This window comes from Sulfitobacter sp. HI0027 (genome assembly GCF_001634775.1).
GTDB lineage: Bacteria > Pseudomonadota > Alphaproteobacteria > Rhodobacterales > Rhodobacteraceae > Sulfitobacter.
In genome coordinates, this window is record NZ_LWER01000147.1 from 21,714 (window position 1) to 46,964 (window position 25,251).

29 protein-coding genes and 1 tRNA gene are annotated in these 25,251 nt (G+C 61.6%); 21 read left to right on the top strand and 9 right to left on the bottom strand.

The features are described 5' to 3' along the window. The first annotated feature begins 3 nt into the window (after positions 1-3). From ccoO to ccoS, 7 genes are all read left to right on the top strand, one after another. A complete protein-coding gene (ccoO, locus tag A3722_RS08740) occupies positions 4-840 on the top strand; it encodes a cytochrome-c oxidase, cbb3-type subunit II (protein WP_201721991.1) in 837 nt (278 codons plus the stop codon). Positions 841-850: 10 nt separating this feature from the next. Further along, complete coding sequence (locus A3722_RS08745; RefSeq protein ID WP_067629932.1) at positions 851-1,039, top strand: CcoQ/FixQ family Cbb3-type cytochrome c oxidase assembly chaperone; 189 nt, start codon at positions 851-853, stop codon at positions 1,037-1,039. Next, positions 1,036-1,938: a cytochrome-c oxidase, cbb3-type subunit III gene (gene ccoP, locus A3722_RS08750; RefSeq protein ID WP_067916066.1), complete on the top strand. Its 903-nt coding sequence runs from the start codon at positions 1,036-1,038 to the stop codon at positions 1,936-1,938. Before A3722_RS08745 ends, ccoP begins: the two co-directional genes overlap by 4 nt. Positions 1,939-2,034: 96 nt before the next feature. Further along, complete coding sequence (ccoG, locus tag A3722_RS08755; RefSeq protein WP_067628073.1) at positions 2,035-3,624, top strand: cytochrome c oxidase accessory protein CcoG; 1,590 nt, start codon at positions 2,035-2,037, stop codon at positions 3,622-3,624. Further along, positions 3,621-4,097 carry a FixH family protein gene (locus A3722_RS08760; protein WP_067628070.1) on the top strand — a complete coding sequence of 159 codons (477 nt, stop codon included), beginning with the start codon at positions 3,621-3,623 and terminating at the stop codon, positions 4,095-4,097. The genes ccoG and A3722_RS08760 overlap by 4 nt, the downstream gene beginning before the upstream one ends. Continuing rightward, positions 4,094-6,214 carry a heavy metal translocating P-type ATPase gene (locus tag A3722_RS08765; RefSeq protein WP_067628067.1) on the top strand — a complete coding sequence of 707 codons (2,121 nt, stop codon included), beginning with the start codon at positions 4,094-4,096 and terminating at the stop codon, positions 6,212-6,214. Before A3722_RS08760 ends, A3722_RS08765 begins: the two co-directional genes overlap by 4 nt. Next, the gene (ccoS, locus tag A3722_RS08770; RefSeq protein ID WP_067628064.1) at positions 6,211-6,402 is read left to right on the top strand and encodes a cbb3-type cytochrome oxidase assembly protein CcoS; all 192 of its coding nucleotides are present in this window, start codon (positions 6,211-6,213) and stop codon (positions 6,400-6,402) included. Before A3722_RS08765 ends, ccoS begins: the two co-directional genes overlap by 4 nt. Before the next feature lie 52 nt (positions 6,403-6,454). Here the strand turns inward: ccoS and A3722_RS08775 are convergent, their stop codons facing one another. Then, positions 6,455-7,138 (bottom strand): helix-turn-helix domain-containing protein, encoded by a 684-nt coding sequence (locus tag A3722_RS08775; RefSeq protein ID WP_067628061.1) that lies wholly within the window; start codon positions 7,136-7,138, stop codon positions 6,455-6,457. 156 nt (positions 7,139-7,294) lie between these two features. On the opposite strand from A3722_RS08775, the gene A3722_RS08780 reads away from it, so the two are divergent. Then, positions 7,295-8,029: a response regulator gene (locus A3722_RS08780; protein ID WP_067628076.1), complete on the top strand. Its 735-nt coding sequence runs from the start codon at positions 7,295-7,297 to the stop codon at positions 8,027-8,029. Here A3722_RS08780 and A3722_RS08785 read toward each other — a convergent pair. The 4 genes from A3722_RS08785 to A3722_RS08800 form a co-directional block, all read right to left on the bottom strand. Beyond that, positions 8,026-9,555, bottom strand: coding sequence for a PAS domain S-box protein (locus A3722_RS08785; protein WP_067628058.1), 1,530 nt, complete (start codon positions 9,553-9,555; stop codon positions 8,026-8,028). The two genes, A3722_RS08780 and A3722_RS08785, sit on opposite strands and share 4 nt — an antisense overlap. Positions 9,556-9,678: 123 nt before the next feature. After that, complete coding sequence (locus tag A3722_RS08790) at positions 9,679-10,092, bottom strand: c-type cytochrome (protein WP_067916068.1); 414 nt, start codon at positions 10,090-10,092, stop codon at positions 9,679-9,681. A gap of 29 nt (positions 10,093-10,121) precedes the next feature. Then, positions 10,122-10,976, bottom strand: coding sequence for a universal stress protein (locus A3722_RS08795; protein WP_067624926.1), 855 nt, complete (start codon positions 10,974-10,976; stop codon positions 10,122-10,124). A gap of 223 nt (positions 10,977-11,199) precedes the next feature. Continuing rightward, positions 11,200-11,289, bottom strand: a tRNA-Ser gene (locus tag A3722_RS08800). 145 nt (positions 11,290-11,434) lie between these two features. On the opposite strand from A3722_RS08800, the gene A3722_RS08805 reads away from it, so the two are divergent. From A3722_RS08805 to A3722_RS08840, 8 genes are all read left to right on the top strand, one after another. Next, complete coding sequence (locus A3722_RS08805) at positions 11,435-12,277, top strand: DUF2059 domain-containing protein (RefSeq protein ID WP_067624927.1); 843 nt, start codon at positions 11,435-11,437, stop codon at positions 12,275-12,277. Then, on the top strand, positions 12,277-13,086 hold the full coding sequence (locus A3722_RS08810; protein WP_067624929.1) for a DUF2059 domain-containing protein: 810 nt from the start codon (positions 12,277-12,279) through the stop codon (positions 13,084-13,086). The genes A3722_RS08805 and A3722_RS08810 overlap by 1 nt, the downstream gene beginning before the upstream one ends. A gap of 205 nt (positions 13,087-13,291) precedes the next feature. Next, positions 13,292-13,981, top strand: a complete 690-nt coding sequence (locus tag A3722_RS08815) for a 50S ribosomal protein L21 (protein ID WP_067624931.1) — start codon at positions 13,292-13,294, stop codon at positions 13,979-13,981. A gap of 12 nt (positions 13,982-13,993) precedes the next feature. Beyond that, the gene (gene rpmA, locus A3722_RS08820) at positions 13,994-14,263 is read left to right on the top strand and encodes a 50S ribosomal protein L27 (protein ID WP_007119633.1); all 270 of its coding nucleotides are present in this window, start codon (positions 13,994-13,996) and stop codon (positions 14,261-14,263) included. A 295-nt stretch (positions 14,264-14,558) separates the two neighbouring features. Further along, a complete protein-coding gene (locus A3722_RS08825; protein WP_067916070.1) occupies positions 14,559-15,095 on the top strand; it encodes a GNAT family N-acetyltransferase in 537 nt (178 codons plus the stop codon). Positions 15,096-15,125: 30 nt separating this feature from the next. After that, on the top strand, positions 15,126-16,160 hold the full coding sequence (gene obgE / locus A3722_RS08830) for a GTPase ObgE (protein WP_067916072.1): 1,035 nt from the start codon (positions 15,126-15,128) through the stop codon (positions 16,158-16,160). Continuing rightward, positions 16,148-17,254, top strand: a complete 1,107-nt coding sequence (gene proB / locus A3722_RS08835; RefSeq protein WP_067629639.1) for a glutamate 5-kinase — start codon at positions 16,148-16,150, stop codon at positions 17,252-17,254. The genes obgE and proB overlap by 13 nt, the downstream gene beginning before the upstream one ends. 33 nt (positions 17,255-17,287) lie before the next feature. Continuing rightward, entirely contained in the window at positions 17,288-18,553 is a 1,266-nt protein-coding gene (locus A3722_RS08840) for a glutamate-5-semialdehyde dehydrogenase (protein WP_067629640.1), read from the top strand. A gap of 3 nt (positions 18,554-18,556) precedes the next feature. Here A3722_RS08840 and A3722_RS08845 read toward each other — a convergent pair whose 3' ends face one another. Continuing rightward, positions 18,557-19,159: a histidine phosphotransferase family protein gene (locus A3722_RS08845; RefSeq protein WP_067629642.1), complete on the bottom strand. Its 603-nt coding sequence runs from the start codon at positions 19,157-19,159 to the stop codon at positions 18,557-18,559. Positions 19,160-19,188: 29 nt separating this feature from the next. Between A3722_RS08845 and A3722_RS08850 the strand changes: the two genes are divergently transcribed. The 5 genes from A3722_RS08850 (at position 19,189) to tsf (ending at position 23,119) form a co-directional block, all read left to right on the top strand. Further along, positions 19,189-19,374 (top strand): DUF3553 domain-containing protein, encoded by a 186-nt coding sequence (locus A3722_RS08850; RefSeq protein WP_067262087.1) that lies wholly within the window; start codon positions 19,189-19,191, stop codon positions 19,372-19,374. Between the two features lie 148 nt (positions 19,375-19,522). Next, positions 19,523-20,281, top strand: coding sequence for a GNAT family N-acetyltransferase (locus A3722_RS08855; protein WP_067629644.1), 759 nt, complete (start codon positions 19,523-19,525; stop codon positions 20,279-20,281). Then, on the top strand, positions 20,278-21,114 hold the full coding sequence (locus A3722_RS08860) for a lysophospholipid acyltransferase family protein (RefSeq protein WP_067629646.1): 837 nt from the start codon (positions 20,278-20,280) through the stop codon (positions 21,112-21,114). Before A3722_RS08855 ends, A3722_RS08860 begins: the two co-directional genes overlap by 4 nt. A 155-nt stretch (positions 21,115-21,269) precedes the next feature. Next, complete coding sequence (gene rpsB, locus A3722_RS08865; protein WP_067629648.1) at positions 21,270-22,145, top strand: 30S ribosomal protein S2; 876 nt, start codon at positions 21,270-21,272, stop codon at positions 22,143-22,145. Positions 22,146-22,243: 98 nt separating this feature from the next. Further along, on the top strand, positions 22,244-23,119 hold the full coding sequence (gene tsf / locus A3722_RS08870; protein ID WP_067629651.1) for a translation elongation factor Ts: 876 nt from the start codon (positions 22,244-22,246) through the stop codon (positions 23,117-23,119). A 307-nt stretch (positions 23,120-23,426) separates the two neighbouring features. On the opposite strand, the gene A3722_RS08875 is transcribed toward tsf, so the two are convergent. The 3 genes from A3722_RS08875 to A3722_RS08885 all read right to left on the bottom strand — a co-directional run. Then, positions 23,427-24,182 carry a LuxR family transcriptional regulator gene (locus A3722_RS08875; protein WP_067629653.1) on the bottom strand — a complete coding sequence of 252 codons (756 nt, stop codon included), beginning with the start codon at positions 24,180-24,182 and terminating at the stop codon, positions 23,427-23,429. Then, positions 24,182-24,619, bottom strand: coding sequence for a type II 3-dehydroquinate dehydratase (aroQ, locus tag A3722_RS08880; protein ID WP_067629656.1), 438 nt, complete (start codon positions 24,617-24,619; stop codon positions 24,182-24,184). Before aroQ ends, A3722_RS08875 begins: the two co-directional genes overlap by 1 nt. A gap of 147 nt (positions 24,620-24,766) precedes the next feature. Next, a partial coding sequence (locus tag A3722_RS08885) for an IS30 family transposase (RefSeq protein ID WP_150120460.1) occupies positions 24,767-25,251 on the bottom strand: 485 nt, incomplete at its 5' end.

Here is a 25,251-nt window from a genome sequence, read left to right on the forward strand (position 1 = left end):
ATCATGGCCAAGAACCCCCACAGCCCGAACTATGACCCCGCTGACGATCCCAAGGTGGTGACCGCCAGCGAAGGCTTGAAGAAGGGCAAAATCCCCAACGAACTGCCGCCTGAGACGCAGACGATCACCTTTCACCAGCGGTTCGAGCGCAACGCGACGCTGCTGCTGATTGCCTCGCTCGGGGTGGTCAGCATCGGCGGGATCGTCGAAATCGCGCCACTGTTCTGGCTGGAGAATACCATCGAAGAGGTCGAGGGCATGCGCCCCTATTCGCCGCTGGAACTGGCGGGGCGCGAGATCTACGTCCGCGAGGGCTGCTATACCTGCCACAGCCAGATGATCCGTCCGATGCGCGACGAGACCGAACGCTATGGCCACTACAGCCTTGCCGCGGAATCGATGTATGACCACCCGTTCCAATGGGGCTCTAAACGCACCGGGCCGGATCTGGCGCGCGTGGGCGGACGCTATTCGGATGAGTGGCATGTGGATCACCTGATGGACCCGCAGTCGGTGGTGCCGGAAAGCGTCATGCCGAAATACGCTTTTCTCATGGATGCCAAGCTTGAGCCTGAGGATGTGACCGATCTGGTGGCGACCCACCGGACGGTTGGGGTGCCCTATAGTGATGAGATGATCGCGAATGTCAGCGGCGATTTCCGGGTGCAGGTCGATCCCATGGGGGACTACGACGCGCTACTCGAACGCTACCCCGGCGCGCAGGTGCGCAGTTTCGACGGGCAGCCCGGCATCAGCGAAATGGATGCCCTGATCGCCTATCTGCAAATGCTCGGAACGCTGGTCGATTTCTCGACCTTCGTGCCCGACGCCAACCGGTGAGGAGCCTGCCATGGACACCTATTCTTTTCTGCGCGAACTGGCAGACAGCTGGGCGCTTCTGATCCTGACGTTGATCTTTCTCGGGGTCATTGGTTGGGCCTTTCGCCCCGGCGCGCGCGCCCTGCACGACGATGCCGCCGCCGTCCCGTTTCGCAACGACGACCCCGATCAAGCCCGCCATGACGGAGCCCAGCCATGACCGACAATCGCAAGATCGACCCCGCCACCGGGACCGAGACCACAGGCCACAGTTGGGACGGGATCGAAGAACTGAACACGCCGCTGCCGCGCTGGTGGCTCTGGACCTTTTACGCCACCGTCGTCTGGGGCGTGATCTATACCATCCTCTACCCTGCGTGGCCGATGGTCTCGGGTGCTACGGCGGGGCTGTTGGGTTATTCGACCCGTGGCGAGGTCGCGGCCGAGATCGCGCGTGTGGACCTGTCGAATGCCGACCTGACCGAAAGCCTCGTCAACGTCGATCTGGCGGTGCTGAAGGACAACGAAGAGCTGCACCGTTTCGCGACACAGGCCGGGCGGTCGGTCTTTGCGGCCAATTGCTCGCAATGCCATGGCGCGGGGGCAGGGGGTGTCGTGGCCTCGGGCTACCCCAACCTTTTGGACGACGATTGGCTCTGGGGCGGCACGATGGAGGAGATCGCCTATACCGTGCGTCACGGCATCCGCAACGAGGATGACCCCGACGCGCGCTTCTCGGAAATGCCGCCGTTTGATTGGATGGAGGAGGCCAATCTCGACGCCACCGTGCATTTCGTTCGCAGCCTGTCGGGGCTTGAGCATGACGCAGGCGCGGCGCAGGCAGGGGCAGAGGTCTATGCCGACAACTGTAGCGCCTGCCATGGGGAGCGTGGCCTGGGCAACCGTGAGATGGGCGCGCCGAACCTAGCCGATGCGATCTGGCTACGCGGTGGCAGCCATGAGGCGATCCTGCGCCAACTCAAAGCGCCGCGTATGGGGGTGATGCCGCCGTGGCAAGCCCGTCTGGGCGAGGCTGAGGTGCGCGCCGTGACTGCCTATGTCCACGGTCTGGGCGGTGGCGAGGCCGGGGTCGCTGCCGAGGGTGCAGTCGCCGATTGAGCCGGTAGGACAAATAATCTGCGGATTGATGCAGATCAAAGCGGCCTGCGCCCTCCGGGTGTAGGCCGCAAGACGTAACCCCGGAGCATACCGCCGATGTCCAACGCCGCCCCCCCGCTTTTTGCCGCGCGCGAGCCGATCTTTCCCCGCCGGGTGAGCGGCTTTTTCCGCCGGTTGAAATGGGTGATCCTGATCCTCACGCTGGGGGTCTATTATATTACCCCGTGGATCCGCTGGGACAGGGGGCCGAACCTGCCGGACCAAGCGGTTCTGGTCGATCTCGCAAACCGGCGCTTCCATTTCTTCTGGATCGAGATTTGGCCGCATGAGTTTTACTTTGTGGCCGGGCTGCTGATCATGGCGGGGCTGGGCTTGTTCTTGTTCACCTCCGCTCTGGGTCGGGTCTGGTGCGGTTATGCCTGCCCGCAAACCGTCTGGTCCGATCTCTTCATGACCGTCGAACGCTGGATCGAGGGCGACCGCAACGCCCGCATACGTCTGCAGAGCGCATCGTGGAGCCTGCGTAAGGCGCGGCTGCGGCTAACTAAATGGCTGGTCTGGCTGCTGATTGCGGTGGCCACGGGCGGGGCGTGGGTCTTTTACTTTGCCGATGCGCCCAGTCTGGCGCGCGACCTCGTGACCCTGCAAGCCGCCCCCGTGGCCTATGCCACCATCGCCGTGCTGACGGCCACGACCTTTATCTTTGGCGGCTTCATGCGCGAACAGGTCTGCATCTACATGTGCCCTTGGCCCCGCATCCAAGGTGCGATGATGGACCCCGGAACGCTGACCGTCGGCTACCGCAAATGGCGGGGGGAGCCGCGCGGCAAGGGCGGGGTAAGGCGCCAGAATGCGGCGGCAGAGGCGATCGGCAGCGGCAATGCGGTGGCGCGCTACGGCGCGGCGCTGGACAAAAACACCGCAGGCGACCGCCAATCGCGGGATGGAGAGGTCTTGGGCGATTGCATCGATTGCAACGCCTGTGTCGCGGTCTGCCCGATGGGGATCGACATCCGCGAAGGCCAGCAGATGGAATGTATCACCTGCGCGCTCTGCATCGACGCCTGCGACGATGTGATGGCCAAGATCGGCCGCCCGCGCGGGCTAATCGACTACCTCGCGCTGGATGATGAGCCGCCCACTGCGCCCAAGGCGAGCGCCGCCGTGGCGGGCCTTGCCGAGACACCGGCGGGGGATGTCGCCGGGGCCATCCAGCCTCCGTGGCAGCCCAAGCCGCTTTGGCAGCATGTCTTCCGCCCTCGGACGCTCATCTACACCGCCGCTTGGGCGGCCATCGGTGTGGCGCTTGTCGTGGCCCTGTTCATCCGGCCCGAGATCGACATGACGATCGCCCCGGTGCGCAACCCGACCTTCGTCACCCTGTCGGACGGATCGATCCGCAACGCCTATGACATTCGTCTGCGCAACAAACATGGGGAGGCGCGGGACTTCCGGCTGTCTCTCGCGGGGGACCATGGCTTGGGCCTCAGCATCGAGGGGGCGCCTGATCCGGTGGTTGCTGTGCCCGCCGACACGACCCGCCTGCAACGGGTCTATGTAATCGCCCCGCCGCAGACCGAAGTCGCCGCAGCGCCGCGCAGCGGTCTGCGTTTTTGGGTCGAAGATATCCGCTCAGGCGAGCGGGCCTTTGGCGATACCATTTTCAATGGAAAGGACAGCCAATGACCGCAGCAGAGTTGCAAAGGCAACGCCCCCTCACAGGCTGGCATGTGCTGGCGATCTTCGTGGGCGGCTTTTCGATCATCATCGCGGTGAACCTCGCGCTTGCGTTCAACGCGGTGCGCACCTTTCCGGGTAAGGAAACCGAGTCGAGCTACGTCGCCTCGCAGAATTTCGACACGGACCGCGCGGCGCAAGAGGCTTTGGGCTGGACGGTTGAGGCAAAGCTGACCGCCACCGCGCTGCGCTTGGCTGTGCGGGACGCTGAAGAGGAGGTGGTACAGCCCGAGATCATTACGGCGACACTGGGCCGCGCGACCACTGTGGCGGACGACATGACGCCTGCCTTCGCGTGGGATGGCCATGCATTGGTGGCCCCGGTCACCGCAGGCGCTGGCAACTGGAACCTACGGATCGAGATGCGCGCCGCCGATGGCACGCTCTTTCGCCGCCGCATTTCGTTGCGGGTGACCCCATGACCGTTGCCGCCTGTCCGGGCTGTGTCGCAGCCGCCCCCTCGGCCGAGGCCGCAGCGCAGCGGGTTGCGGAGGACAACGAGGCGCTTCACCTCGCCTTGCCACAGATCCGCTGCGCGGCCTGCATTGCGGGGGTCGAGGGGGTCTTGGCTAAACTGCCCTCGATCAAATCGGCGCGCGTGAACCTTGGGGCCAAACGGGTGCGGATCGTCCTGATGCCCGGATATGACGCCAGCGCGGCGCTTCAGGCGCTGAACGATGCCGGCTTTGAGGCACATGAGTTGGACGCAACCGCCCTGCGCCCCGCGGGGGATGACACAGGCCGCCGCCTGCTGGCCCGTGCCGCTGTCGCGGGCTTTGCCATGATGAACGTGATGGCGGTTTCCGTCGCGGTCTGGTCCGGGGCAGGTGACATAACGCGAGAGATGTTTCACTGGGTCTCTGCGGCCATCGCACTGCCCGCCTTGGCCTTCTCCGCGGTGCCGTTCTTTGCCTCGGCAGGGGGCGCCCTAAGGGCCGGGCGGATGAACATGGACGTGCCGATTGCGCTGGCGATCCTGCTGGCGGCGGCGACTTCACTTTATGAGACTTTTGCCGCCACGGGGGCGCATACATGGTTCGACGCGGCGCTGTCGCTGACCTTTTTCCTGCTGGTGGGTCGCTATCTTGAGCACCGCGCAAGGGCGACGGCGCGCTCTGCCGCGGCGGAATTGACGGCGCTGGAACTGCCGCGCGCCACCCGTCTGACCGCTAAGGGCCGTGAGGCGGTAAAAGTGAGCGCCTTGAAGCCCGACGACCGCATCGCCCTTGCAGCCGGGGCCCGCGCCCCGGTGGATGGGATCGCCCTAGGGGCCGCGATGCTGGACCGCTCCGCCCTGACTGGAGAGGCCGACCCCGTTGCCGTGGCGGCGGGCGGGGCGATCTGTGCGGGCGAGGTGATCCTCGGTGCACCGCTGAACCTGCGCGTCACCCGCCGCGCCGAGGACAGCACCCTGCGCCGCCTCGCGGCCCTCGTCGAAGTGGCCGAGACGGGCAAGCACCGCTACAGCGGGATCGCGGACTGGGCGGCACGGCTTTACGCGCCGGTGGTGCATGGATTGGCGGCGCTGGCCTTCGCCGTTTGGTGGGGGCTGACGGGGGACCTCTATCAGGCGATCGCGGTGGCCACGGCGACGCTGATCATCACTTGCCCCTGCGCCTTGGCACTGGCCATTCCAGCGGTAACGGCGGCGATGACGGGGCGTTTGTTCCGCGCGGGCGTGCTGCTGAAATCCCCCACGGCGCTGGAGCGTTTGGCCGAGATCGACACGGTTCTGTTCGACAAGACCGGGACGCTGACCGAAGGCGTGGCGCGTCTGCCCGCTATTGATGCGCGCGCGGCTTCGGTGGCACTTGCCCTCGCGCAGGCGTCGGACCATCCGGCGTCACGCGCCTTGGCGACCGCGCTGCAGGGTCTTATGCCTGCCGAGTTGCGTGAAGTGCGAGAGGTGCCGGGGCAGGGGATCAACGGCCTGTGGAACGGCGCGCCGGTTTCCTTGCGGCGGGGGCAGGATGGGCCGGAGCTGCAACTGCCAGAGCGTTGCATCCCCCTGCCGCTGACTGAAACACCCCGCACCGGTGCCGCAGACGTGGTTCGCGCGCTGCAAGAGCGGGGGCTGGAGGTTGCCATGGTCACCGGCGATACCGCGCAACGGGCGGCTATCTTGGCCCGAACATTGGGCATTGCCACAGTCTATGCCGCCGTCCGGCCAGAGGATAAGGCCGATCTGGTCCGCGATATGGCTGCGCAGGGCAGGCGGGTGCTGATGGTGGGCGATGGTCTGAATGACACGGCGGCTCTTGCGGGGGCCCATGCGTCCCTTGCCCCGGCCACGGCACTGGATGCGGCGCGGGTCGCCTCGGACGGGGTGATGCTGGGCGGTGATCTTTCTGCGGTGGACGATACGTTGCGTCTGGCACGGCGGGCGCGCAGCCGCATCCGGCAGAACTTGGCCTTGGCCGCGGCCTACAATGCGGTCGCGATCCCGGTGGCGGTCATGGGCTTTGCCACCCCGCTGATGGCGGCGGCGGTGATGTCGTCCTCCTCTATCCTCGTGGTTTTGAATGCGGTGCGCCGATGAATATCCTGATCGTTTTGATCCCCGTCTCCATCTGCCTTGGCGCGGCCGGGCTTGCGGCCTGTCTTTGGACGCTGCGCAATGGGCAATACGATGATCTGGAAGGCGACGCCGCGCGGATTTTGCTGGAGAATGGGGAGGTGCCCAATGGCGAGGACCGACAGAACCCTAGGCCGGACAAAACGGCCTGAAGCGCAAAGGGTGGGCCGAAATCCGCGCTTTTGGTTCTGTGGCAGATTGCTTTCAGTCAGCGGCCTGCGAGGCCGAGATCAGCGCGTCCATGTCCTTGATCAGGACCGTCTGAGAGGTTTCAAGCGCGATGATATCCTGTTTGCGCAGGCGGGTCAGGGTGCGGCTGACGGTTTCGATTGTCAGGCCCAGAAAATCGGCGATGTCGCCGCGTGTCATGGGCAGGGCGCAGGTGGTGTGATTGCCGATCGGCCGCCCGTTGCGCTCCGCCAGCGTGATCAGAAAGGACGCGAGTTTTTCCATTGCGGATTTGCGGGCCAGCATCATGAAATGATCCTGCATCGCCGAAATCTCACGCAGGGCGGCGTTCAGCAGCCGTTTATGCGTACTGTTGTCTCCGTCGAAATCGTCGAGCGAGCGGCGGGGGTGGGCGATTAACTCGGCGGGTTCAATCGCTTCGCAATCGCTGTGATGCAGCGCGCCGTTGGGAAAGCCGATGATGTCGCCCGGCAGGCCAAAGGCGATGACCTGCCGCCGCCCGTTGCCCAACACGCGGGTCAGACGAAAGACACCCGAGGTGATCTCATAGATATGATGGGCGACATCGCCTTCGCGAAATAGATGCGTCCCGACCGCCTGCCGCTTGCGCGCCGTCAGCGCGGCGGGGGCGCGGGGGCAAAGCTGCGCCTCGGGCACTTTGGTTGCGGGGGTGAACTCATTTGATAGCGTCACGTACATGCGATCGTCCTTTCTGGGGCGCGGTCACATTCTCAGGCGCATGTCGCAGCAAGACCTGCGATGTTGTATCCGTTTGTAACGCTTTGTCGCAGGGGATGGCGTGGCGGGTGGTGCTCGCTTGGGTTGCGGACTATACAAGCGCAGCTTTTGTGGGTGATGGCCGTGACCGCGAAAAAAATCCTTGTTGTTGATGACGATGCCAAGATCCGAACGCTTCTGAGGCGCTGCCTTGAAAGCGATGGCTACCTTGTGACCGAGGCGCATAACGCGCAAAGCGTGCGGGCGGCCTTTGCGGCGGAAGCCTTTGATCTGGTGACATTGGATCTCAACCTCGGCGCGGAAGACGGGCTGGACATCGCGCGTGAGCTTCAGCGCGACCATGACGTGCCGATCTTCATGGTGACGGGCAAAGACGATGTGATCGACCGGGTTGTCGGGCTGGAACTGGGGGCGGATGACTATCTGACCAAGCCGTTCCATGTGCGAGAGGTTTTGGCCCGTGTGAAATCGGTTTTGCGGCGCAGTGGCAAACGCGAGGCGGAGGCCCCCGGACCCCTAAAGGCAGATCGATGGCTCGCGCTCGATGGGCTAAAGATCAACCTCGACCGGATGCTGCTGCTGGGCCGTGACGGGCAGGAGGGGGATCTGACCACGGCTGATTTCAAACTCTTGGCCGCCTTTTTGACCCATGCGAAGAAACCGCTGTCGCGCGACCGGCTGATGGACCTGATCGACGGGCAGAACTGGGCCCCGTTGGACCGCACAATTGACAACCAAGTGGCGCGCCTGCGCAAAAAAGTCGAGCGTGATCCGGCCCGCCCGCAGTTGATCAAGACGGTGCGCGGGGTCGGCTATGTGTTGACCGAAAGCCCCGACGAGAGCGCGGATTAATCCCGCAGTAAGCTGCGGAATGCCTCGGCCAAATCCGCCTGTCTGTAGGGTTTGCGCAGAATGGCGAAGGCATGGGTCTCCTCCTCTCCGCGCAGGACGTTTTCGGAAAAGCCTGAAGTGATCAATATCTTCAGAACGGGCATTTTTGCCGCGACCCGTTTGGCCAAAGCATGGCCCGAAAGTTCGCCGGGCATCACCAGATCGGTAAAGACCACATCGATGTCGTCGCGCCGTTGCAGGATGTCCCAAGCGGCATCGCCAGTCGTTGCCGTAACGCAGTCGAATCCCAGCGTTCTCAGCCGGGTTTCGGACAAACGCAGCACCATCGGGTCATCCTCAACCAGCAGCACGCGCAGGCCGCTGCCGATGGCGGCGTGCCGCGCGGGGTCCTCACTCAATACGGGGCGCGCCCGTGCGCTGTCTTTAAGCGCCGGAAAATAGAGGCTGATCGTCGTGCCCTTGCCCAATTCGCTGTAAATCGCGATATGCCCGCCGGATTGCTTGATGAAGCCGTAAACCATCGACAGGCCCAGCCCCGTGCCTTGACCGACCGGCTTGGTCGAAAAGAACGGCTCCATCGCGCGGGTGCGGGTCTCGGCGGACATGCCTTCGCCCGTGTCCGCGATCGACAGGCGGATGTAGTTGCCCATGTCGATGCCGATCTCTTGTGCGACATAGGTGTCATCAAGCTGCATGTTGCGGGTTTCCAGCGTGATTTTCCCGCCTGAGGGCATGGCATCTTGGGCATTGAGGGCGATGTTCAAGACGGCGGTCTGGAGTTGGGTGGCGTCCACCTTGGCCTGCCAGAGATCCTCGGCAAAGGCCGTCTCGACCGCGATATGGCCATGGATGGTACGCTTGAGCATCGCCACGGCCTTGGAGACTTCGGCGTTGAGGTCGATCACCGCGGCGTTCAGCGTGCTTTTGCGGGCAAAGACCATCAGACGAGAAGTCAGGTCCGCCCCGATCTCTGCGGCTTCAAGCGCGTCGGAAATCAATGCGCCGCTTTTGGCAGAGGTTTCCGACATTTCCAGCAGTTCCAGATTGCCAATCACCACCGTCAGCAGGTTGTTGAAATCATGCGCGATGCCGCCGGTCATCTGGCCGATGGCGTCCATTCGTTGCGAGCGGGCGGTGGCCTCTTCGGCGGCCTTTCTGCGCGACAGATCGTGCATGATGCCGACAAAAGCGACCTCGCCAGAGATATCTGCGCGGCCCACGGAAAGATGTAGCGGGAAGACAGTGCCATCCGCGCGCAGCCCTTCGACATCGCGACCCACGCCGATGATGCGTTTCTCTCCGGTATCAAGATGGTGGCGCAGGAAGCCGTCGTGTTGAACGGCCATGTCCCCCGGCATCAACATGCGCACGTTTTGCCCCACCAGAGCCTCGACCGGATGGCCGAAAAGCGTGGCCGCCGCCTTGTTCACCCGCAGGATATTGCCTGCGTGATCGGCCACCACCATGGCGTCGACGGCGGCGTCCAGAAGGGCCAACAGAACGGGGCTTTCATCGTTGATTTTCATGCGCGGGGTCCGTTTGTGGGGATGCGGGGCAGGGCATTCGATAGCGCGGCTGAGGGTTTGGGCGCAATGGAGGAGGTGACGCTCAGGGCCGCGGCGGGTGCCTGCCCCCAGATCTCCATTACACTACCACTGGATCGCTTCCAAATAATCGAGCAGATCGGCAAAATCGGTTTCCAGCACCTCCCCATCCGCGCCGCCATTGGGGTAAACATGGCGCAGCCCAACGGCGGAAAAGTCGGGCATGGGGGAGGCAGGATCGTCTTTTGCAAGCTGGCCCATGACAAAGCGGCTGACAAATTCGCGTGGGAAATACCCGTCATTGCGCTGTTTCAGCCCAGCCAAGTCAGGCGGCACGACATCAAGCTGCAGCGACATGGGGCCAGCCCCTTCGCCCCGCGCACCGTGGCAGGCGGCGCATTCCTTTGCATAGACCCGCTGCCCTTCGCGGACCCGGTCGGCATCTTCGGAAGGCCCGTCTGAACAGGCAGCGAGAAGGGCGCAGGACAGCCCGACAAAGGCGGTTAGACAAGGGCGCATGTGCAGCAGGTCCTTTGTATCAGCGGGCATTAGTGCGACAGAAGCACGGGAAAGGCGCTTTGTTCAATCAGGCTGCGGGTCGTGCCGCCAAAAACCTTTTCGCGCAGGCGGGAGTGGTCATAGGCCCCCATGACGATCAGCTCGGCGCCGGTTTCCTTGGCGCGCTTCACAATCGCGGTGGCGATGTCCTCTCCGCCGCTTGCATATTGCTGCACCGCGACGTGGCACCCTTGGTGGGTCAACCATGCCGCGACATCTGTGCCGGGGTTTTCCCCGTCATAGGCAGAGATCGAGACCGGATCGAAGAGCGCCACGGTCACCTCCCGCGCGGCCCGCAGGCTTGGCAAAGCCGCCCGGATCGCCCGCGTGGCGGGGAGGCCCGCTTTCCATGCCACAAAGACCGATTGCGGGGCCAGAGCCGCCTGTGGGTTCGATATGTTCAGCAAGACGGGGGCAGCGGAATCGAACAGCGCGGCATGGGCGATGTCTTCGAACAAGCGCGCGTCTTCGCGCAGGTCCGTCCCGACAAGCACCGCATCACAGGTCAGCCCCGCCCGCGCGACGGTGTTTCGAAGGGCCGTGGCTTCACCACAGACCGCGCGGACATCCGCGCTGGCACCTTGGTCGGTCAGATACTGAGAGAATTCCTTGCGCTGCTGTTCGACCGCGGCGCGGGCCTCATCCACATCCGATTGCCAGCCAGCGGGAAGGGAATAGGTGCTGAGCTCTCCCACGCCCATGGAATAGACCGGAACCGGAGCGGTTTCGCTGAGCAAAAGTACGATCAGATGGGCGCCATGGGACTGCGCCTCGCGCGCGAGGGTCTCTAGCTGGTCGGGCCGGGCGTTGACCCCGAGAACGACTGTCAGTGTGGTATTTTGCATAGCGGCGCTCCTCATGTGACCGTGGCCAGTATGGGGCGGGGCCGGGGAAGCTGCATTGATCTGGATCAATTGGAGGTGTGGGGATCACTTGGCGGCGGAGGTGCTGTGAAGGGGCATACGAGGGGCTAGAAAAACGCGCCAGCGCCTACTGGGGTTGAGCGATATTCAGCATATCGTCATCCATTATCGATCGGATAAAAAGTCACTACTCTCAAAGCGGTAGTGGCGGAGAGACAGGGATTCGAACCCTGGGAACCCGTGAAGGCTCAACGGTTTTCGAGACCGCCCCGTTCGACCACTCCGGCACCTCTCCGCGGGGGTCTGGGGGGTCCGTTTAGTCGCCTTTTCAGGCAGTGGCAAGAGGGGTTTTGCGCATCAAGGGAAAGTTTGGGGATTTTCATTGCGCCGGGGCTGGTACAGCCTAAGTTTAAAGGCAGAATTCCGCGAAAGGACAGCCCATGTTTCGCCAAAATAGATTGATCGCAGCCCCCTTCGTTATGGCGATGATGCTGCTTGTCGCCCTTGCCCTGCCGCTACGGGCGGCGGAGCGCGGCGCGTTGGAGCGGTTCTTAGAAGTAACCGGCTTTGACGTGGCGTTGGAGAGCATTCGCCTCTCAGCCGATTCCGCGCCCGAGATGTTGGGGCTGCAAAGCGAGGATTTCGGCTCGGAATGGTCGCGGCTGGTGCGGGATGTCTTTGACACCGAGTTGATGCACGGCATGGCGATGGATATCCTTTCGGAAACGCTGAGCGACGATCTGCTGGATCATGCCGCCGATTTCTATGCGAGCGATCTGGGCCAGCGTTTGGTGGCCGTAGAGAACAAGGCGCATATGGCCGAGGATGACGGGTTGAAGGCGGAAAGCGGTGCCGCAATTGTGGCGGGGCTTGAGCGCATTGGCTCGCCGCGATTGGAAACACTGCGGCGTTTGAATGTCGCCAGCGATGTCGAAGAGATCTCGGTCCGGGCCATTCAAGAGGTGCAGATCCGCTTCCTTTTGGCCGCCGCGGGCGCCGGAGTGATCGAATTGCAGATGGAAGAGCCTGACCTGCGCGAAGCGATGCGCGCGCAGGCCGATGAACTGGGCGCTCAGATTGCCGCGAATGCCTTGGCCAACGCGGCCTACACCTATCAATCCTTCTCGGATGACGATCTGCTCGCCTATGCCGAGGCGCTGGAGCATCCCGAGATGCAGCAGGTTTATACGCTGATGAACGCGGTCCAATATGAGATTATGGCCAATCGGTTCGAGGCCGTGGCCACCCGGCTCGCGGCGATGCAGCCCAGTCAGGACCTCTGATGCGGGCTTGGGTATTTGCGCCACTCCTGTGGCTTCTGGCTTTGCCCGCTTGGGCCGACGCGCGCATGACCGTGCTTGTCGATTTGTTGGAGCTTCGGCAAGCGGCGGTGATCCTCAGTGACGAGGGGCAGGCCCATGCCGAGATGCTGAACCAAGACATGCTGGGCGGGCAGGGCGGTCCGGGCTGGCAGATGCAGGTCGAAAGCATCCATGACGCCGGGCGCATGGTCGAAATGGTGCGCCGGGCACTGGAAGAGACGATGACCTCTGCCGAAGTCGAGCAGGCAATTGACTTCTATTCAACGGAATTGGGCGGTCGGATCGTCGGGCTGGAGAACGCGGGCCGTGCTGCCATTGCCGAGCCGGAAGTGGAGCAGATCGCGCGGGCGCATTATGGCGTATTGGCCGGGGATCATGACCCACGGGTCGCTCTGATCCGCCGCTTGATCGATGCCGCCGATATGGTTGACCGCAATGTCAGCACGGCGCTCAACAGCAATTTCCAATTCCTGCGCGGAATGCGCGACGGTGGCGCCTTGGAAGGCAGTGATGAAGACCTCTTGGCCGAGGTCGGTGCCGAGCTGGAGGCGGTTACCGAAGACACCTCTGTCTGGATGCACGCCTATCTGCTGCTGGCCTATCACCCCCTGCGCGACGCCGAGATTGCACAATATGCTCAATTTGTAGAGACAGGCGCCGGGCGTGCCCTCAACCGGGGGCTTTTCGACGGGTTTGGCCGGGCTTATGAGGATATCTCTTACGGGCTTGGACGTGCTCTGGCCCTGAATATGGTGGCCGAAAGCCTGTGACGGGCGCCGAGAATTGAGCGCGAAAACCTACTTGACTTGTCCCGCCATACCGAAGATAAGCCCGCATCCCGGCGGGTAATCCGTCTTAGGGATTGTTTTTTAATGACGCCCCATGGGCGCGCTGTTCGAGGCGGATCGGCCGGAAAGCCATCCACAAACTCCCAAGCGGGGGCCACAGAACGCGGATGACAGAAAAGGAAGACGCATGTTTGCGGTCATCAAGACAGGCGGCAAGCAATACAAAGTGCAATCCGGCGATATGCTGCGGGTTGAACGTATTGCGGCCAATGCTGGCGAAACAGTCCAGTTCAACGAAGTTCTGATGCTCGGCGGCGACAGCCCCGTGCTCGGCGCGCCCATGGTTAAAGACGCAGGCGTTCAGGCCGAAGTCGTTGACCAGATCAAAGGCGAAAAGGTTATCAACTTCGTCAAGCGCCGCCGGAAGCACTCTTCCAAGCGCACCAAGGGTCACCGTCAGAAGCTGACCTTGATCAAGATCACCGACATCCTGTCTTCGGGCGCGGATAAGTCGGGTGTTGCTGCTGCCATCGGCACCGGCTCAGTAAGCGCTGCCGCTGTTGCTGCGATCACCGGCAAGTCCGATGATGCTGCAAAGCCAGCCAAGAGCAAGAAGGCCGCCGCACCTAAGGCGAAAGCCGAAAAAGCCGCGCCGAAGGCCAAGAAAGCCGACGCAGGCACCGACGACCTGAAAGAGCTGAGCGGCGTCGGCCCCGCACTTGAGAAAAAGCTGCACGAAGCGGGTATCACCTCCTTCGCTCAAATCGCAGCATGGACCGAAGCGGATATCGCTGAAGTTGACGAGAAACTGTCTTTCAAAGGCCGTATCCAGCGTGAAGGCTGGGTCGATCAGGCCAAAGAAAAGACCAAAGGCTAAGGAGAGACCGAGATGGCACATAAAAAAGCAGGCGGTTCATCCCGTAACGGGCGCGACTCAGCAGGTCGTCGCCTTGGCGTGAAAAAATATGGCGGCGAAGCCGTTATCCCCGGCAACATCATCGTGCGTCAGCGCGGGACCAAGTTCTGGCCTGCAAATGGCGTTGGCATGGGCAAAGATCACACGATCTTTGCAACCGTCGACGGCGCTGTGACCTTCCACAAGGGTCTGAAAAACCGCACGTTTATTTCGGTTCTGCCACGCGCGGAGGCCGCTGAATAAGCCGTACCCCAAAGGGTTTGAAAAAATCAGGGATCGGCGATACCGCCGGTCCCTTTTCTTTTTCCGGGACATGTCCCATGCGTTTGTTTTTCAGTTCAAGGCTCGACGGCCTGTCAAATCGTTTTACCGTTCTTGGCGGGACAGGGCCAAATTTTGATAAAGTCGTTACATTCGGCAGGGAGGAATATGTCGAATGTATCAACGCCCCGAAGCGCTGTTTGCGCCTCATCGGGGCAGGGGCGGCCAGCTTGGACCAGAGCCCCCAATCCAGTCTGTTCGGAGGAGGAACATGACAATGCAGTTGGAAGCGATTGTGAACCAACCAGTTATTGAGACAGAGCGTTTTGACCTACGCCCGGTGCGCCGGTCGGATATGGGTATGATTGAGATGTATGCCAGCGACCCGCGGGTCGCCAATGCGACACCCTCTATCCCGCATCCGCTGCCGCCGGGCAGTGTCGAAGCCTATGTGACCCGCGCAATGTCGGATGACCGGGAAGAAGACGTCTGGGTCATGGATGGCACCCGCGCGGAGAGTTCCGAGGTTATGGGGGTGATCTCTCTCACCCGGCTCGACCGGAACCAGTCCGAAATCGGCTATTGGGTCGCCCCGGCGTTCTGGAACACCCATCTGGCCTCCGACGCGGTGCAGGCTTTGGTGGATGCCAACCCCTTGGGCAATGACGCGCTTTTTGCCTCTGTTTTCCATGACAACCCGGCCTCGGCCAAGGTGCTGACCAACGCAGGGTTTGTCTATCTCGGCGACGCGGAAACCTATTGCTTGGCCCGCGATGCTGCCGTACCCACATGGACCTATAGCTGCAAGCTCTAGCTCCGTTTCCCGCGCCTGAAAGGCAAGACCATGAAGTTTCTCGACCTGTGCAAAGTCTATATCCGATCCGGTGCCGGGGGCGGCGGCTGTGTGTCGTTCCGGCGCGAGAAATACATCGAATATGGCGGTCCGGATGGCGGCGATGGCGGCACCGGCGGCTCGGTCTGGGCCGAGGCGGTGGATGGGCTGAACACGCTGATCGATTTTCGCTATCAGCAGCACTTCTTTGCCAAGAACGGGCAGCCCGGCATGGGCAAACAGCGCACCGGCAAGGATGGCGATGACATCATCCTGCGTGTGCCCGTCGGCACGGAGATCCTCGACGAGGATCAAGAAACGGTCATCGCTGACCTGACAGAGCTGGGCCAGCGCGTGCAGCTAGCGCGTGGTGGCAATGGCGGCTGGGGCAACCTGCACTTCAAATCCGCCACCAACCAAGCGCCGCGCCGCTCAAACCCGGGCCAAGAGGGCGTGGACCGTACGCTCTGGCTGCGGCTCAAGCTGATCGCCGACGTGGGCCTGCTGGGCTTGCCGAACGCGGGTAAGTCGACCTTCCTCGCCACGACATCGAACGCGCGGCCAAAGATTGCGGATTACCCTTTCACCACGCTGCACCCGAACCTTGGGGTGGTTGGTGTGGATAACACAGAATTCGTCGTAGCTGATATTCCCGGCCTTATTGAAGGCGCTTCCGAAGGGCGCGGGCTGGGCGATCTGTTCCTCGGCCATGTCGAGCGTTGCGCGGTATTGTTGCACCTGATCGACGGGACGTCCGAGACCGTGGCGGAAGATTACCATACCATCATCGGCGAGCTGGAAGCCTATGGTGGCGATCTGGCGGAAAAGCCGCGCGTCACGGTGTTGAATAAAGTTGATGCGTTGGATGAGGAAGAGCGGGCAAGTCGTTTGAATGAATTGGAAAAATCCTGCAGCGGCGAGGTGATGATGATGTCCAGTGTCGCCGGTGAAGGTGTGACCGAAGTATTGCGGACCCTGCGCCAAAACATCGATGACGACCGCCTGCGCTTCCGCACCACCGAGGAAGACACGCCTTGGCAACCCTAAGCACCGCCCGCCGTGTCGTTATCAAGATCGGCTCCGCCCTTTTGGTGGACCGCGAGAGCGGCAATTTGCGCCGGGACTGGCTGATCGGATTGGCGCAAGATGTGTTGTGGCTCAAAGGGTTGGGCTGTGACGTTGTACTGGTTTCCTCGGGCTCCATCGCACTTGGACGGGGTGTCTTGGGCCTCCCTCCTACTGTCTTGGCACTTGAGCAGGCACAGGCGGCGGCGGCTGTCGGGCAAATCCGCCTCGCGCGGGCCTATGAAGAGGTGCTCGCCCCCCATGGCATCACGACCGCGCAAGTCTTGGTCACGCTGGAAGACAGTGCCAACCGCCGCCGATACCTCAACAGCCGCGCCACGCTGGAGCAGTTGCTTTCGCTCGGCGTCGTGCCGATCGTGAATGAGAATGACACGGTCGCGACCGATGAAATCCGCTTTGGCGATAACGATCGTCTCGCGGCGCAGATCGCGGTGACAGTGGGGGCGGATCAGTTGATCTTGCTTTCCGATGTGGATGGGTTCTACAGCGCCAATCCTTCGCAGGATCCGACTGCGCAACGCTATGATGTGATCGACAGCATCACGCCCAAGATTGAGGCGATGGCGGGCGATGCCGGGTCGGGTCTGTCCAAAGGTGGCATGAAAACCAAACTGATGGCTGCGCGCACGGCGACCACGGCGGGCTGCGCAATGGCGATCACCGATGGTTTCGTCATGCGACCGCTCACTGCGCTTGAAGGTGGGGCGAATGCCACATGGTTCAGCGCGCAGAGCGATCCTCAGGCCGCACGCAAACGTTGGATCGCCGCGATGAAACCGCGCGGGGCGGTCACTGTGGACGCCGGCGCGGTCGCAGCCTTAGCGCGGGGTACATCGCTGTTGCCCGCGGGGGTGACGGCCGTCGAAGGCCGTTTTGAGCGTGGTGACAGCATCGCCATGTACGACCCGGCGGGGCATGCCGTGGGCCATGGTCTCAGCCGCTATTCCGCCGAAGAGATCGGGCAGATCAAGGGCCACAAAAGCGCAGAGATCGAGGCCCTGTTGGGCTATCCCGGGCGGGCGGCCTTGATCCATCGGGACGACATGGCGCTCTAGGCGCGCGGAAGATTAAGACAGGGGCATAAGGCTATGAGTGACATCGAAAACATCTCTGAATTGATGGCCGATATCGGCGCCCGCGCCCGCGCCGCAGCAGCGCGTCTGGCAAGCGCCACGGCAGAGCGTAAACATGCCGCATTGATCAGCGCCGCCGATGCCGTTTGGAAGAACCGGGCCGAGATCATCGCCGCCAATGCGCAGGACCTCGACTTTGGTCGCGATAAAGGTCTGTCTGATGCCATGATGGACCGGCTGATGCTGGACGAGGACCGCATTCGCGGCATGGTCGACGGGCTGCGCTCGGTCGCGGAACAGGCCGACCCAGTGGGAGAGATCATCGCCGAATGGGACCAGCCTTCGGGGCTAAACATCCAGCGTGTTCGGACCCCGCTTGGCGTGATCGGCGTGATCTATGAATCGCGTCCGAATGTAACGGCGGATGCGGGCGCGCTTTGCCTCAAGGCCGGTAACGCGGTGATCCTCCGCGGCGGGTCTGAAAGCTTTCATTCTTCGCGCGCCATCCACGCCTGCCTGCAACAGGGGTTGCGGGACGCGGGCATGCCCGAGGATGCGGTGCAACTGGTGCCCACACGCGACCGGGCGGCGGTGCGTGAAATGCTAATCATGACCGATACCATCGACGTGATCGTGCCGCGGGGCGGCAAGGGGCTTGTTGGGTTGGTACAGCGTGAGGCGCGCGTGCCGGTCTTTGCCCACCTCGAAGGGATCGTGCATATCTATATCGACGCCGAGGCCGACCCTGAGAAAGCGCTGAAGGTCGTGCTGAACGCCAAGACGCGGCGCACAGGCATCTGCGGTGCGGCGGAGTGTTTGCTGATCCATGAGGATATCGCCAAAACCATTGGTAAAGGTGTGATCCGGGCCTTGATCGATGCCGGTGTCGAAGTGCGCGCCGATTCGGCATTGCAGGATATCCCCGGCACGGTTCCGGCCAGCGAGACGGATTGGGGGCAAGAGTACCTCGACATGATCGTGGCGGCGCGCGTCGTGCCCGATGTTCAGGCCGCCATGGCCCATATTCGCCAGTACGGGTCGGGCCATACGGATTGCATCCTGACCGAGAACACTAAGACCGCGACGGAATTCTTTAACGGGTTGGACTCGGCGATCCTGATGCACAACGCCTCCACTCAATTCGCGGATGGGGGGGAGTTTGGCATGGGTGCGGAGATCGGCATCGCCACGGGCAAACTGCACGCCCGGGGCCCCGTCGGGGCGGCGCAGTTGACGAGCTTTAAGTACCTTGTTCGGGGCGCGGGAACGGTGCGCGGCTGACCCTTAGAAAGACAGGGTGAGGACCGTGTCAGCGCTGTCTACTGTGATTTCTTTCCCCTGCGCTTGGGCCAAAATGGGCAAGAGCGCGAATTGGACCTGTGCAGGTTGTAGGGACTGGTCTGGGTTCGGCTGATGCAATAGCGCCCAAAGTGCGGGTTCTATCGCGATCTTGTCGGCTTCGGCATGCAGACGCCATTGGCCAGCCTCAACGGTAATGGTGATCCGCCCGCCATGGTGCAAAGCCGTCTCCATACAAAGCAGCGATAGGAACGCCATTCGCACGCAGTTGCGCGATTGTGGGCTTGTGATCTGCCAGTCAATCTCAACCCGTGAGGCGGTATAGAGATCGCGCAGGATCGATGTCACTTCATTCTGGCCCATGGTCTGATCGCCAGCGGCCCCGAAAGCGATGCGGAAAAACCGGATACGGGCCGAGGCGCTTTCGACACTTTGGCCGATCAGGGCCAGCTCTGGCCCCGGCGCGGCCCCGGTGCCAGCCATTTCAAGCAGTTCAAGCCCGTTGTTGATGGCGCCGATTGGCGATATCAAGTCGTGGCAGATGCGGCTGCCGATCAGCGCGGGCAGGTCGATGTTAAATTGGTCCATGGTGGCCCCTTAGGATGATTGGAAACGGCATGGATGATCTGAACGCGCTGCTGACGCCGGGCATGCTGGTCATGCACCCGCAGCATCCCGAATGGGGCACGGGCCAAGTGCAAAGCAACATCGGCGGCAAGGTGACGGTCAACTTTCGTGACCAGGGTAAGGTGGTCATAGATAGCTTTCGTTTGGAATTAATGCCGGTCTTTGATGAGGGATGACCCTTTCCAAATCCTTAATGGTGGAATAAATTTTATTTGAAGCAACCAGAGGGAGAGTAACCGGTTTTCGCTTTCCTTGCAACTGTTGCGCCTTGCCAGCCGATTGCCTATCAGGCGAAGACTTTCATTTCGGGCATAGGATTGGCCGATGCCGCGGGGCGTTGCAGCAGATTTTCAAGTCAGACTGGCGCAGACGGACGCTGATGTGCAGGCCGCGCAGCGGCTCCGCTATGATGTCTTCGTGCAAGAGCTGGGCGGCGGCGGGCCGATGGTCGATCACACCGCCGGGCTGGAGCAAGACCGGTTCGACCCCTACTTTGATCATCTGCTTTTGACTGATCTGCGCAATGGCAAGCTTGCTGGCGTTTACCGGGTGATGCGCGGGGATATGGCCGCGCGGGCAGGCGGATTCTATTCCGAGACGGAATACGATCTGACGCCGCTAAAGAATTCGGGACGTAAGCTATTGGAATTGGGTCGGTCTTGCCTTGATCCTGCCTATCGCGGCGGCATGGCGATGCACCACCTTTGGGCCGCGCTCGGGCGCTATGTCGCCGAGCATGAGATCGAGGTTCTGTTCGGCGTGGCAAGTTTTCACGGCACCGATACGGCCGCCTTGGCCGAACCGCTTTCGCTGTTGCATCATCGGCACTTGGCGCCCGCAGACCTGCGCGTGCGCGCCCGTGAAATCACACCGATGGACCTGATCCCTGAGGCCGAGCTTGACCGGCGCAAAGCCATGCTGGCCGTGCCGAGCCTGATCAAAGCCTATCTCCGGCTGGGCGGCACCGTGGGCGAGGGGGCCTATATCGACCGTGCCTTCAACACCACGGATGTCTGCCTGATCCTAGACACGAAACAGATGAGCGCGCGTCAGGCGCGGTTCTATGGCGGAGGCGCAGGATGACCACGACTTGGGACAGCGACCAGCCACCGCCCAAGCGGCACCTGACCCTTGGGGGGATGTTGCGCGTGGCGCTGCGCGGTGTGCTCTTGGCGCTTTTGGTTTTTGGCGGGCTGGTGGTCTTGTTGCTGTTGCGGCTGATCGAGCGGCCAATTTTCGGCCTGCACCGGCCCATCACGCCCCATATCACGCAAATGGTATGCCGAGCCGCATTCTGGGTGCTTGGCATGCGCTTTGTCAGGCGGGGCACCCCGATGGAGCGGCGCGGCGCGGTGGTGGCCAACCATACGTCGTGGCTGGATATTTTCGCGCTGAACGCGGCCAAACGGATCTATTTCGTCTCCAAATCCGAAGTCGCGGGCTGGCCCGGCATCGGCTGGTTGGCCCGGGCGACGGGGACGGTCTTTATCCGCCGCGACCGGGCCGAAGCGCGCAGCCAGACTGAGGTTTTTCGGACGCGCCTGTTGGCGGGGCATAAGCTGCTGTTCTTCCCAGAGGGCACCAGCACCGACGGGCTGCAAGTGCTGCCCTTCAAAACAACGCTTTTCGAGGCTTTTTTCGACCCGGCCTTGCATGACGAGATCGCGGTTCAGCCGGTGAGTGTGATCTACCATGCGCCTCAGGGCGAAGACCCGCGGTTTTATGGATGGTGGGGGGATATGTCATTTGGGGCGCATCTGCTGACGACACTGGCCGCGCGAAAACAGGGTGCGGTCGAGGTGGTCTATCACCCGCCGCTTCCGGTAGCCGATTTCGCGGGGCGCAAGGCGCTGGCGCAACATTGCGAGGCGATCGTGCGGGCAGGGCATGCCGATCCCCGGTCGGGCCTGCAATAAGCCCCTTGTGCTGCGGCGCGCGCTGGCATATATGCGCCCCACTTGAACCCGCAGTCGGGGTTGGGCCTTTTGGGGAGAAATCCCAAAACGTCCGCCGGTTGGCAGCATGACGCTGTCATACCCCCGATGAGGCTAAACCGGAAAGGTATAAAGACATGGCTCTTCCTGAGTTCTCCATGCGCCAATTGCTTGAAGCAGGCGTACACTTTGGTCACCAGACACAGCGCTGGAACCCCCGCATGGGCCCGTACATCTACGGCGCACGCAACGGCATCCACATCATGGACCTCACGCAAACCGTTCCTATGCTGGACGATGCGCTGAAAGTGATCCGTGACACCGTCGCCAAAGGCGGCAGCGTTCTCTTCGTTGGCACCAAGCGTCAGGCTGCTCAGCCGATCGCCGAAGCCGCAGAGAAATGCGCACAGTATTACATGAACCACCGTTGGCTCGGCGGCACGCTGACCAATTGGCAGACCGTTTCGCAGTCGATCAACCGTCTGAAAAACATCGATGAGCAGTCCGAGCGCGGCTTTGAAGGCCTGACCAAGAAAGAGCGTCTTGGTATGGAGCGTGACCAGTACAAACTGGAAGCATCGCTGGGCGGCATCCGCGAAATGGGCGGTCGTCCTGACCTGCTCTTCGTCATCGACGTGAAAAAAGAAGCACTGGCCATCGCCGAAGCCAACAAACTGGGCATCCCAGTTGTGGCCGTGGTTGATACCAACTGCTCGCCCGACGGCGTTGACTATATCATCCCCGGCAACGACGACGCGGCCCGCGCCATCTCGCTTTACTGCGATCTGGCATCGCGCGCCGCTCTCGACGGCATGTCCGCTCAGCTGGGTGCGGCAGGTGTTGATCTGGGCGCCATGGAAGAAGCCCCCGAAGAAGAAGCCGTAAGCGAAGAAAGCACCGGCGTCGAAATCGGCAACGCATCCGAAGAGACCGTGCATGACGATGCCATGGGCAAAGACGCGCCGCTGGACATCGAATCCAAGAAAGAGACCGTCGCAAAAGCCGAAGGCTAAGCGTCACGGACCTGAAACACGGGGCAGGGTAACCTGCCCCGATTTCCACCAGTAGCGGGCCTTGGGCCTGCACCCGATTTCCAAAGGAGAACCAAGAGATGGCAATCACAGCATCCATGGTCAAGGAACTGCGCGACAGCACCGGCGCAGGCATGATGGACGCCAAAAAGGCACTGACAGAAAGCAACGGCGACATGGAAGCCGCCGTTGACTGGCTGCGCACCAAAGGTCTGGCCAAAGCGGCGAAGAAATCCGGCCGTACCGCAGCCGAAGGTCTTGTGGCTGTCAAGGTTGAAGGCAGCCGCGGTGTCGCGGTTGAGGTGAACTCTGAAACCGACTTCGTCGGCAAGAACGCCGAATTCCAATCCATGGTCAGCAACATCGCCGATGCAGCGCTGAAAGTGGACGATGTCGACGCGCTGAAAGCGGCTGAGATCAATGGCAAATCCGTTGAAACCACGCTGACCGACGCCATCGCCAAAATCGGCGAGAACATGTCGCTGCGCCGGATGCAGAGCATCGAAGGCGAGACCGTTGTCTCTTACGTGCACAACGCAGCCGCGCCCGGCATGGGCAAGATCGGTGTTCTGGTCGCCATGAACGGTGGCAACGAAGAGCTGGGCAAGCAGATCGCGATGCACATCGCCGCTGTGAACCCTGCATCGCTGTCCGAAGCTGATCTGGACCCAGCCGTGGTCGAGAAAGAAAAGCAAGTTCAGATGGACATCGCCCGTGAAAGCGGCAAGCCCGAAGCCGTGATCGAGAAAATGATCACCGGCCGGATGCAGAAGTACATGTCCGAAGTGACGCTGGTGAACCAGTCCTTCGTTGTGAACCCTGACTTGACCGTCGGCAAAGCTGCCGAAGAAGCAGGCGCGACCATCACCGGTTTCGTGCGTCTGGAAGTTGGCGAAGGCATCGAAGTCATCAAAGAAGACTTCGCAGCAGAAGTGGCAAAAGCCGCGAAAGGCTAAGCCTTTTCGTCATGCTGAATATGGGGCGGTGCATTCCAATGCGCCGCCCTTTTTCGTTGGAGGGATACGCATGGCGGCGCTGCCAATGCGCAGCGCGGGGGCCGTGAGCGAAGAGTATCTGGGGAAGGGTAGGGATCCGGTCAGCCAGGTGAAAAATAAACCTGACTGAGACCGGCGGGCCCAAAAGCGCCTTGGTATTACAAGGATTTAAAGCCCGTCGTACCGTTGATGCGAACACCCGCGATACTGGCGGACCATGGCCATCTACTACCTGAGGTGCCAGTAAGGTATTCCATACCCTAATATATTACTGATCCATCACAAACATCTGGTTCGCAAAAGCGGCCTTCAACACCGCCTGTGCTGTCGTCTCAACCGACAGCGCCTCTCGGGCGAGGCGAAGGTGTTTTTCGACGGTGGGGGCTGTCAGACCCATCAACAGAGCGATGTCCTGCGTTGTTTTGCCATCTCCGACCCATTGCAGCACCTCTAGCTGGCGCCGCGTAAGGCTTCGGTTGGGGCTGCTATAGGGCAGGGATAGGATCTTTAGATGCGCGATTTCATTCATCAACTGAATGTCGGCGCCATGCTCGTCCCAGATCGCATCGACCTCGTCTTGGGTCAGGCCACGCCGCGCCGTCAAGGCGATCGCGCCTTTGGACCGCGCCGAGATTGAGCGGAAACTGATCGTGTAGCCCGCGGTCACCTCCATCCGCGCGTTGAAATCAACCACCCGTTTCTCGGACTCTGACAGGTCATCGCCATGCGTGATCTCGGGCAGGGCGCCCCAGCTACAAGCGCCTTCGTTGTTCAGCGCCCATCGCAGCATAGGCGCGTTGAAGTACAGCCCGCTATGAAGATAGCCGTTAAGATACTCCGGGCTTTGATTGCTCAGAATGACAAAATCCGCCGGATCCCCCAGCGATGTCGGCGTTCGGTAGCGCGTAAACCCGTAGATCAGCCGGTCAAACCCATAGTCAGCCATCTGTCGCGTATGGGCATCCCAGAGTTCTTCGATTGTCGGGCTATGCGCGATTTGATGAAGATAATCGCGCAAATTCATTAGCTTACAATACAACGTTGAAGGGCTTGGATTGCCAAAACATAGCCGTGTACACCGAAACCGCAGATTTGTCCGATGGCCACAGGGGCGATGTAGGAGGTATGGCGAAAGCTCTCACGGGCATGGATATTGCTCAGATGCACTTCGACTACGGGCAGTTCGACAGAGGCGATGGCATCCATCAGTGCGATCGACGTGTGGGTAAAGGCGCCAGCATTCAGAATGATACCAGCGTGTTGGCCACGGGCCTCATGGATCAAATCGATCAATGCGCCTTCGTGGTTGGACTGCGCAAACTGCATCTCCAAGTCCAGCCGCGCAGCTTCCGCCGCGCAGAGAGCCTCGACATCCGCCAAGGTCGTCTTGCCATAGACCTCAGGTTGTCGCGTACCCAACAGGTTCAGGTTCGGGCCGTTCAAAATAAGTACAGAGGCCATAATCACTCGCTTTAAAACATCTAGATAGTGTTAGCGGAGCGAAACTGGCGCTGTCCAGCGTCAGGTGGCATTGAGGTGCTACTGTGGCGAGAAGATCGCAACAACGGGGCCAATATGGTGTCTCAAGGGTCGTTGCGACAGTTTCCGCTATCTCAGTTTCCTCAACTCTTCCCTGAACGCTTCCGTCGGTGTGCGCCAACCAAGGCACTTTCTTGGCGTGCCGTTGAGGCGGTCACAAATCGCCTTCATATTGCGATTTGAGAGCGCCGCGAGCTGGGTGTCACGGGGAAGATATCGCCGTGCGCGTTTGTTGAGGTTCTCGACCGAGCCTTTTTGCCAGGGTGCTTGTGGGTCACAAAACCAGCTGTCAGTGCCGATGCCCGACTTGAGCTTTCTCCACTCCCGGAATTCGAAACCACGGTCAAAGGTGATCGATTTGCGGGCCGGCTGGGGTAGGGGTTCCATCACATCCATCAGCTTGCGCATGAAGTGGGTCGAACTGCGGTCGTTGTTGCGAAACAGGACGGCGAACCTGGTCTTGCGTTCGACGAGCGAAGCCACGTTCATCTTGCCATTGGCACGTTCAAAGATCATCAGATCGCCTTCCCAGTCACCGAACGCCTCGCGTGTCT

Coding starts and splice junctions, on each gene's coding strand:
- ccoO (WP_201721991.1), top strand. CDS start 4: ATGGCCAAGAACCCCCACAGCCCGAACTATGACCCCGCTGACGATCCC.
- A3722_RS08745 (WP_067629932.1), top strand. CDS start 851: ATGGACACCTATTCTTTTCTGCGCGAACTGGCAGACAGCTGGGCGCTT.
- ccoP (WP_067916066.1), top strand. CDS start 1,036: ATGACCGACAATCGCAAGATCGACCCCGCCACCGGGACCGAGACCACA.
- ccoG (WP_067628073.1), top strand. CDS start 2,035: ATGTCCAACGCCGCCCCCCCGCTTTTTGCCGCGCGCGAGCCGATCTTT.
- A3722_RS08760 (WP_067628070.1), top strand. CDS start 3,621: ATGACCGCAGCAGAGTTGCAAAGGCAACGCCCCCTCACAGGCTGGCAT.
- A3722_RS08765 (WP_067628067.1), top strand. CDS start 4,094: ATGACCGTTGCCGCCTGTCCGGGCTGTGTCGCAGCCGCCCCCTCGGCC.
- ccoS (WP_067628064.1), top strand. CDS start 6,211: ATGAATATCCTGATCGTTTTGATCCCCGTCTCCATCTGCCTTGGCGCG.
- A3722_RS08775 (WP_067628061.1), bottom strand. CDS start 7,138: ATGTACGTGACGCTATCAAATGAGTTCACCCCCGCAACCAAAGTGCCC.
- A3722_RS08780 (WP_067628076.1), top strand. CDS start 7,295: ATGGCCGTGACCGCGAAAAAAATCCTTGTTGTTGATGACGATGCCAAG.
- A3722_RS08785 (WP_067628058.1), bottom strand. CDS start 9,555: ATGAAAATCAACGATGAAAGCCCCGTTCTGTTGGCCCTTCTGGACGCC.
- A3722_RS08790 (WP_067916068.1), bottom strand. CDS start 10,092: ATGCGCCCTTGTCTAACCGCCTTTGTCGGGCTGTCCTGCGCCCTTCTC.
- A3722_RS08795 (WP_067624926.1), bottom strand. CDS start 10,976: ATGCAAAATACCACACTGACAGTCGTTCTCGGGGTCAACGCCCGGCCC.
- A3722_RS08805 (WP_067624927.1), top strand. CDS start 11,435: ATGTTTCGCCAAAATAGATTGATCGCAGCCCCCTTCGTTATGGCGATG.
- A3722_RS08810 (WP_067624929.1), top strand. CDS start 12,277: ATGCGGGCTTGGGTATTTGCGCCACTCCTGTGGCTTCTGGCTTTGCCC.
- A3722_RS08815 (WP_067624931.1), top strand. CDS start 13,292: ATGTTTGCGGTCATCAAGACAGGCGGCAAGCAATACAAAGTGCAATCC.
- rpmA (WP_007119633.1), top strand. CDS start 13,994: ATGGCACATAAAAAAGCAGGCGGTTCATCCCGTAACGGGCGCGACTCA.
- A3722_RS08825 (WP_067916070.1), top strand. CDS start 14,559: ATGCAGTTGGAAGCGATTGTGAACCAACCAGTTATTGAGACAGAGCGT.
- obgE (WP_067916072.1), top strand. CDS start 15,126: ATGAAGTTTCTCGACCTGTGCAAAGTCTATATCCGATCCGGTGCCGGG.
- A3722_RS08840 (WP_067629640.1), top strand. CDS start 17,288: ATGAGTGACATCGAAAACATCTCTGAATTGATGGCCGATATCGGCGCC.
- A3722_RS08845 (WP_067629642.1), bottom strand. CDS start 19,159: ATGGACCAATTTAACATCGACCTGCCCGCGCTGATCGGCAGCCGCATC.
- A3722_RS08850 (WP_067262087.1), top strand. CDS start 19,189: ATGGATGATCTGAACGCGCTGCTGACGCCGGGCATGCTGGTCATGCAC.
- A3722_RS08855 (WP_067629644.1), top strand. CDS start 19,523: ATGCCGCGGGGCGTTGCAGCAGATTTTCAAGTCAGACTGGCGCAGACG.
- A3722_RS08860 (WP_067629646.1), top strand. CDS start 20,278: ATGACCACGACTTGGGACAGCGACCAGCCACCGCCCAAGCGGCACCTG.
- rpsB (WP_067629648.1), top strand. CDS start 21,270: ATGGCTCTTCCTGAGTTCTCCATGCGCCAATTGCTTGAAGCAGGCGTA.
- tsf (WP_067629651.1), top strand. CDS start 22,244: ATGGCAATCACAGCATCCATGGTCAAGGAACTGCGCGACAGCACCGGC.
- A3722_RS08875 (WP_067629653.1), bottom strand. CDS start 24,182: ATGAATTTGCGCGATTATCTTCATCAAATCGCGCATAGCCCGACAATC.
- aroQ (WP_067629656.1), bottom strand. CDS start 24,619: ATGGCCTCTGTACTTATTTTGAACGGCCCGAACCTGAACCTGTTGGGT.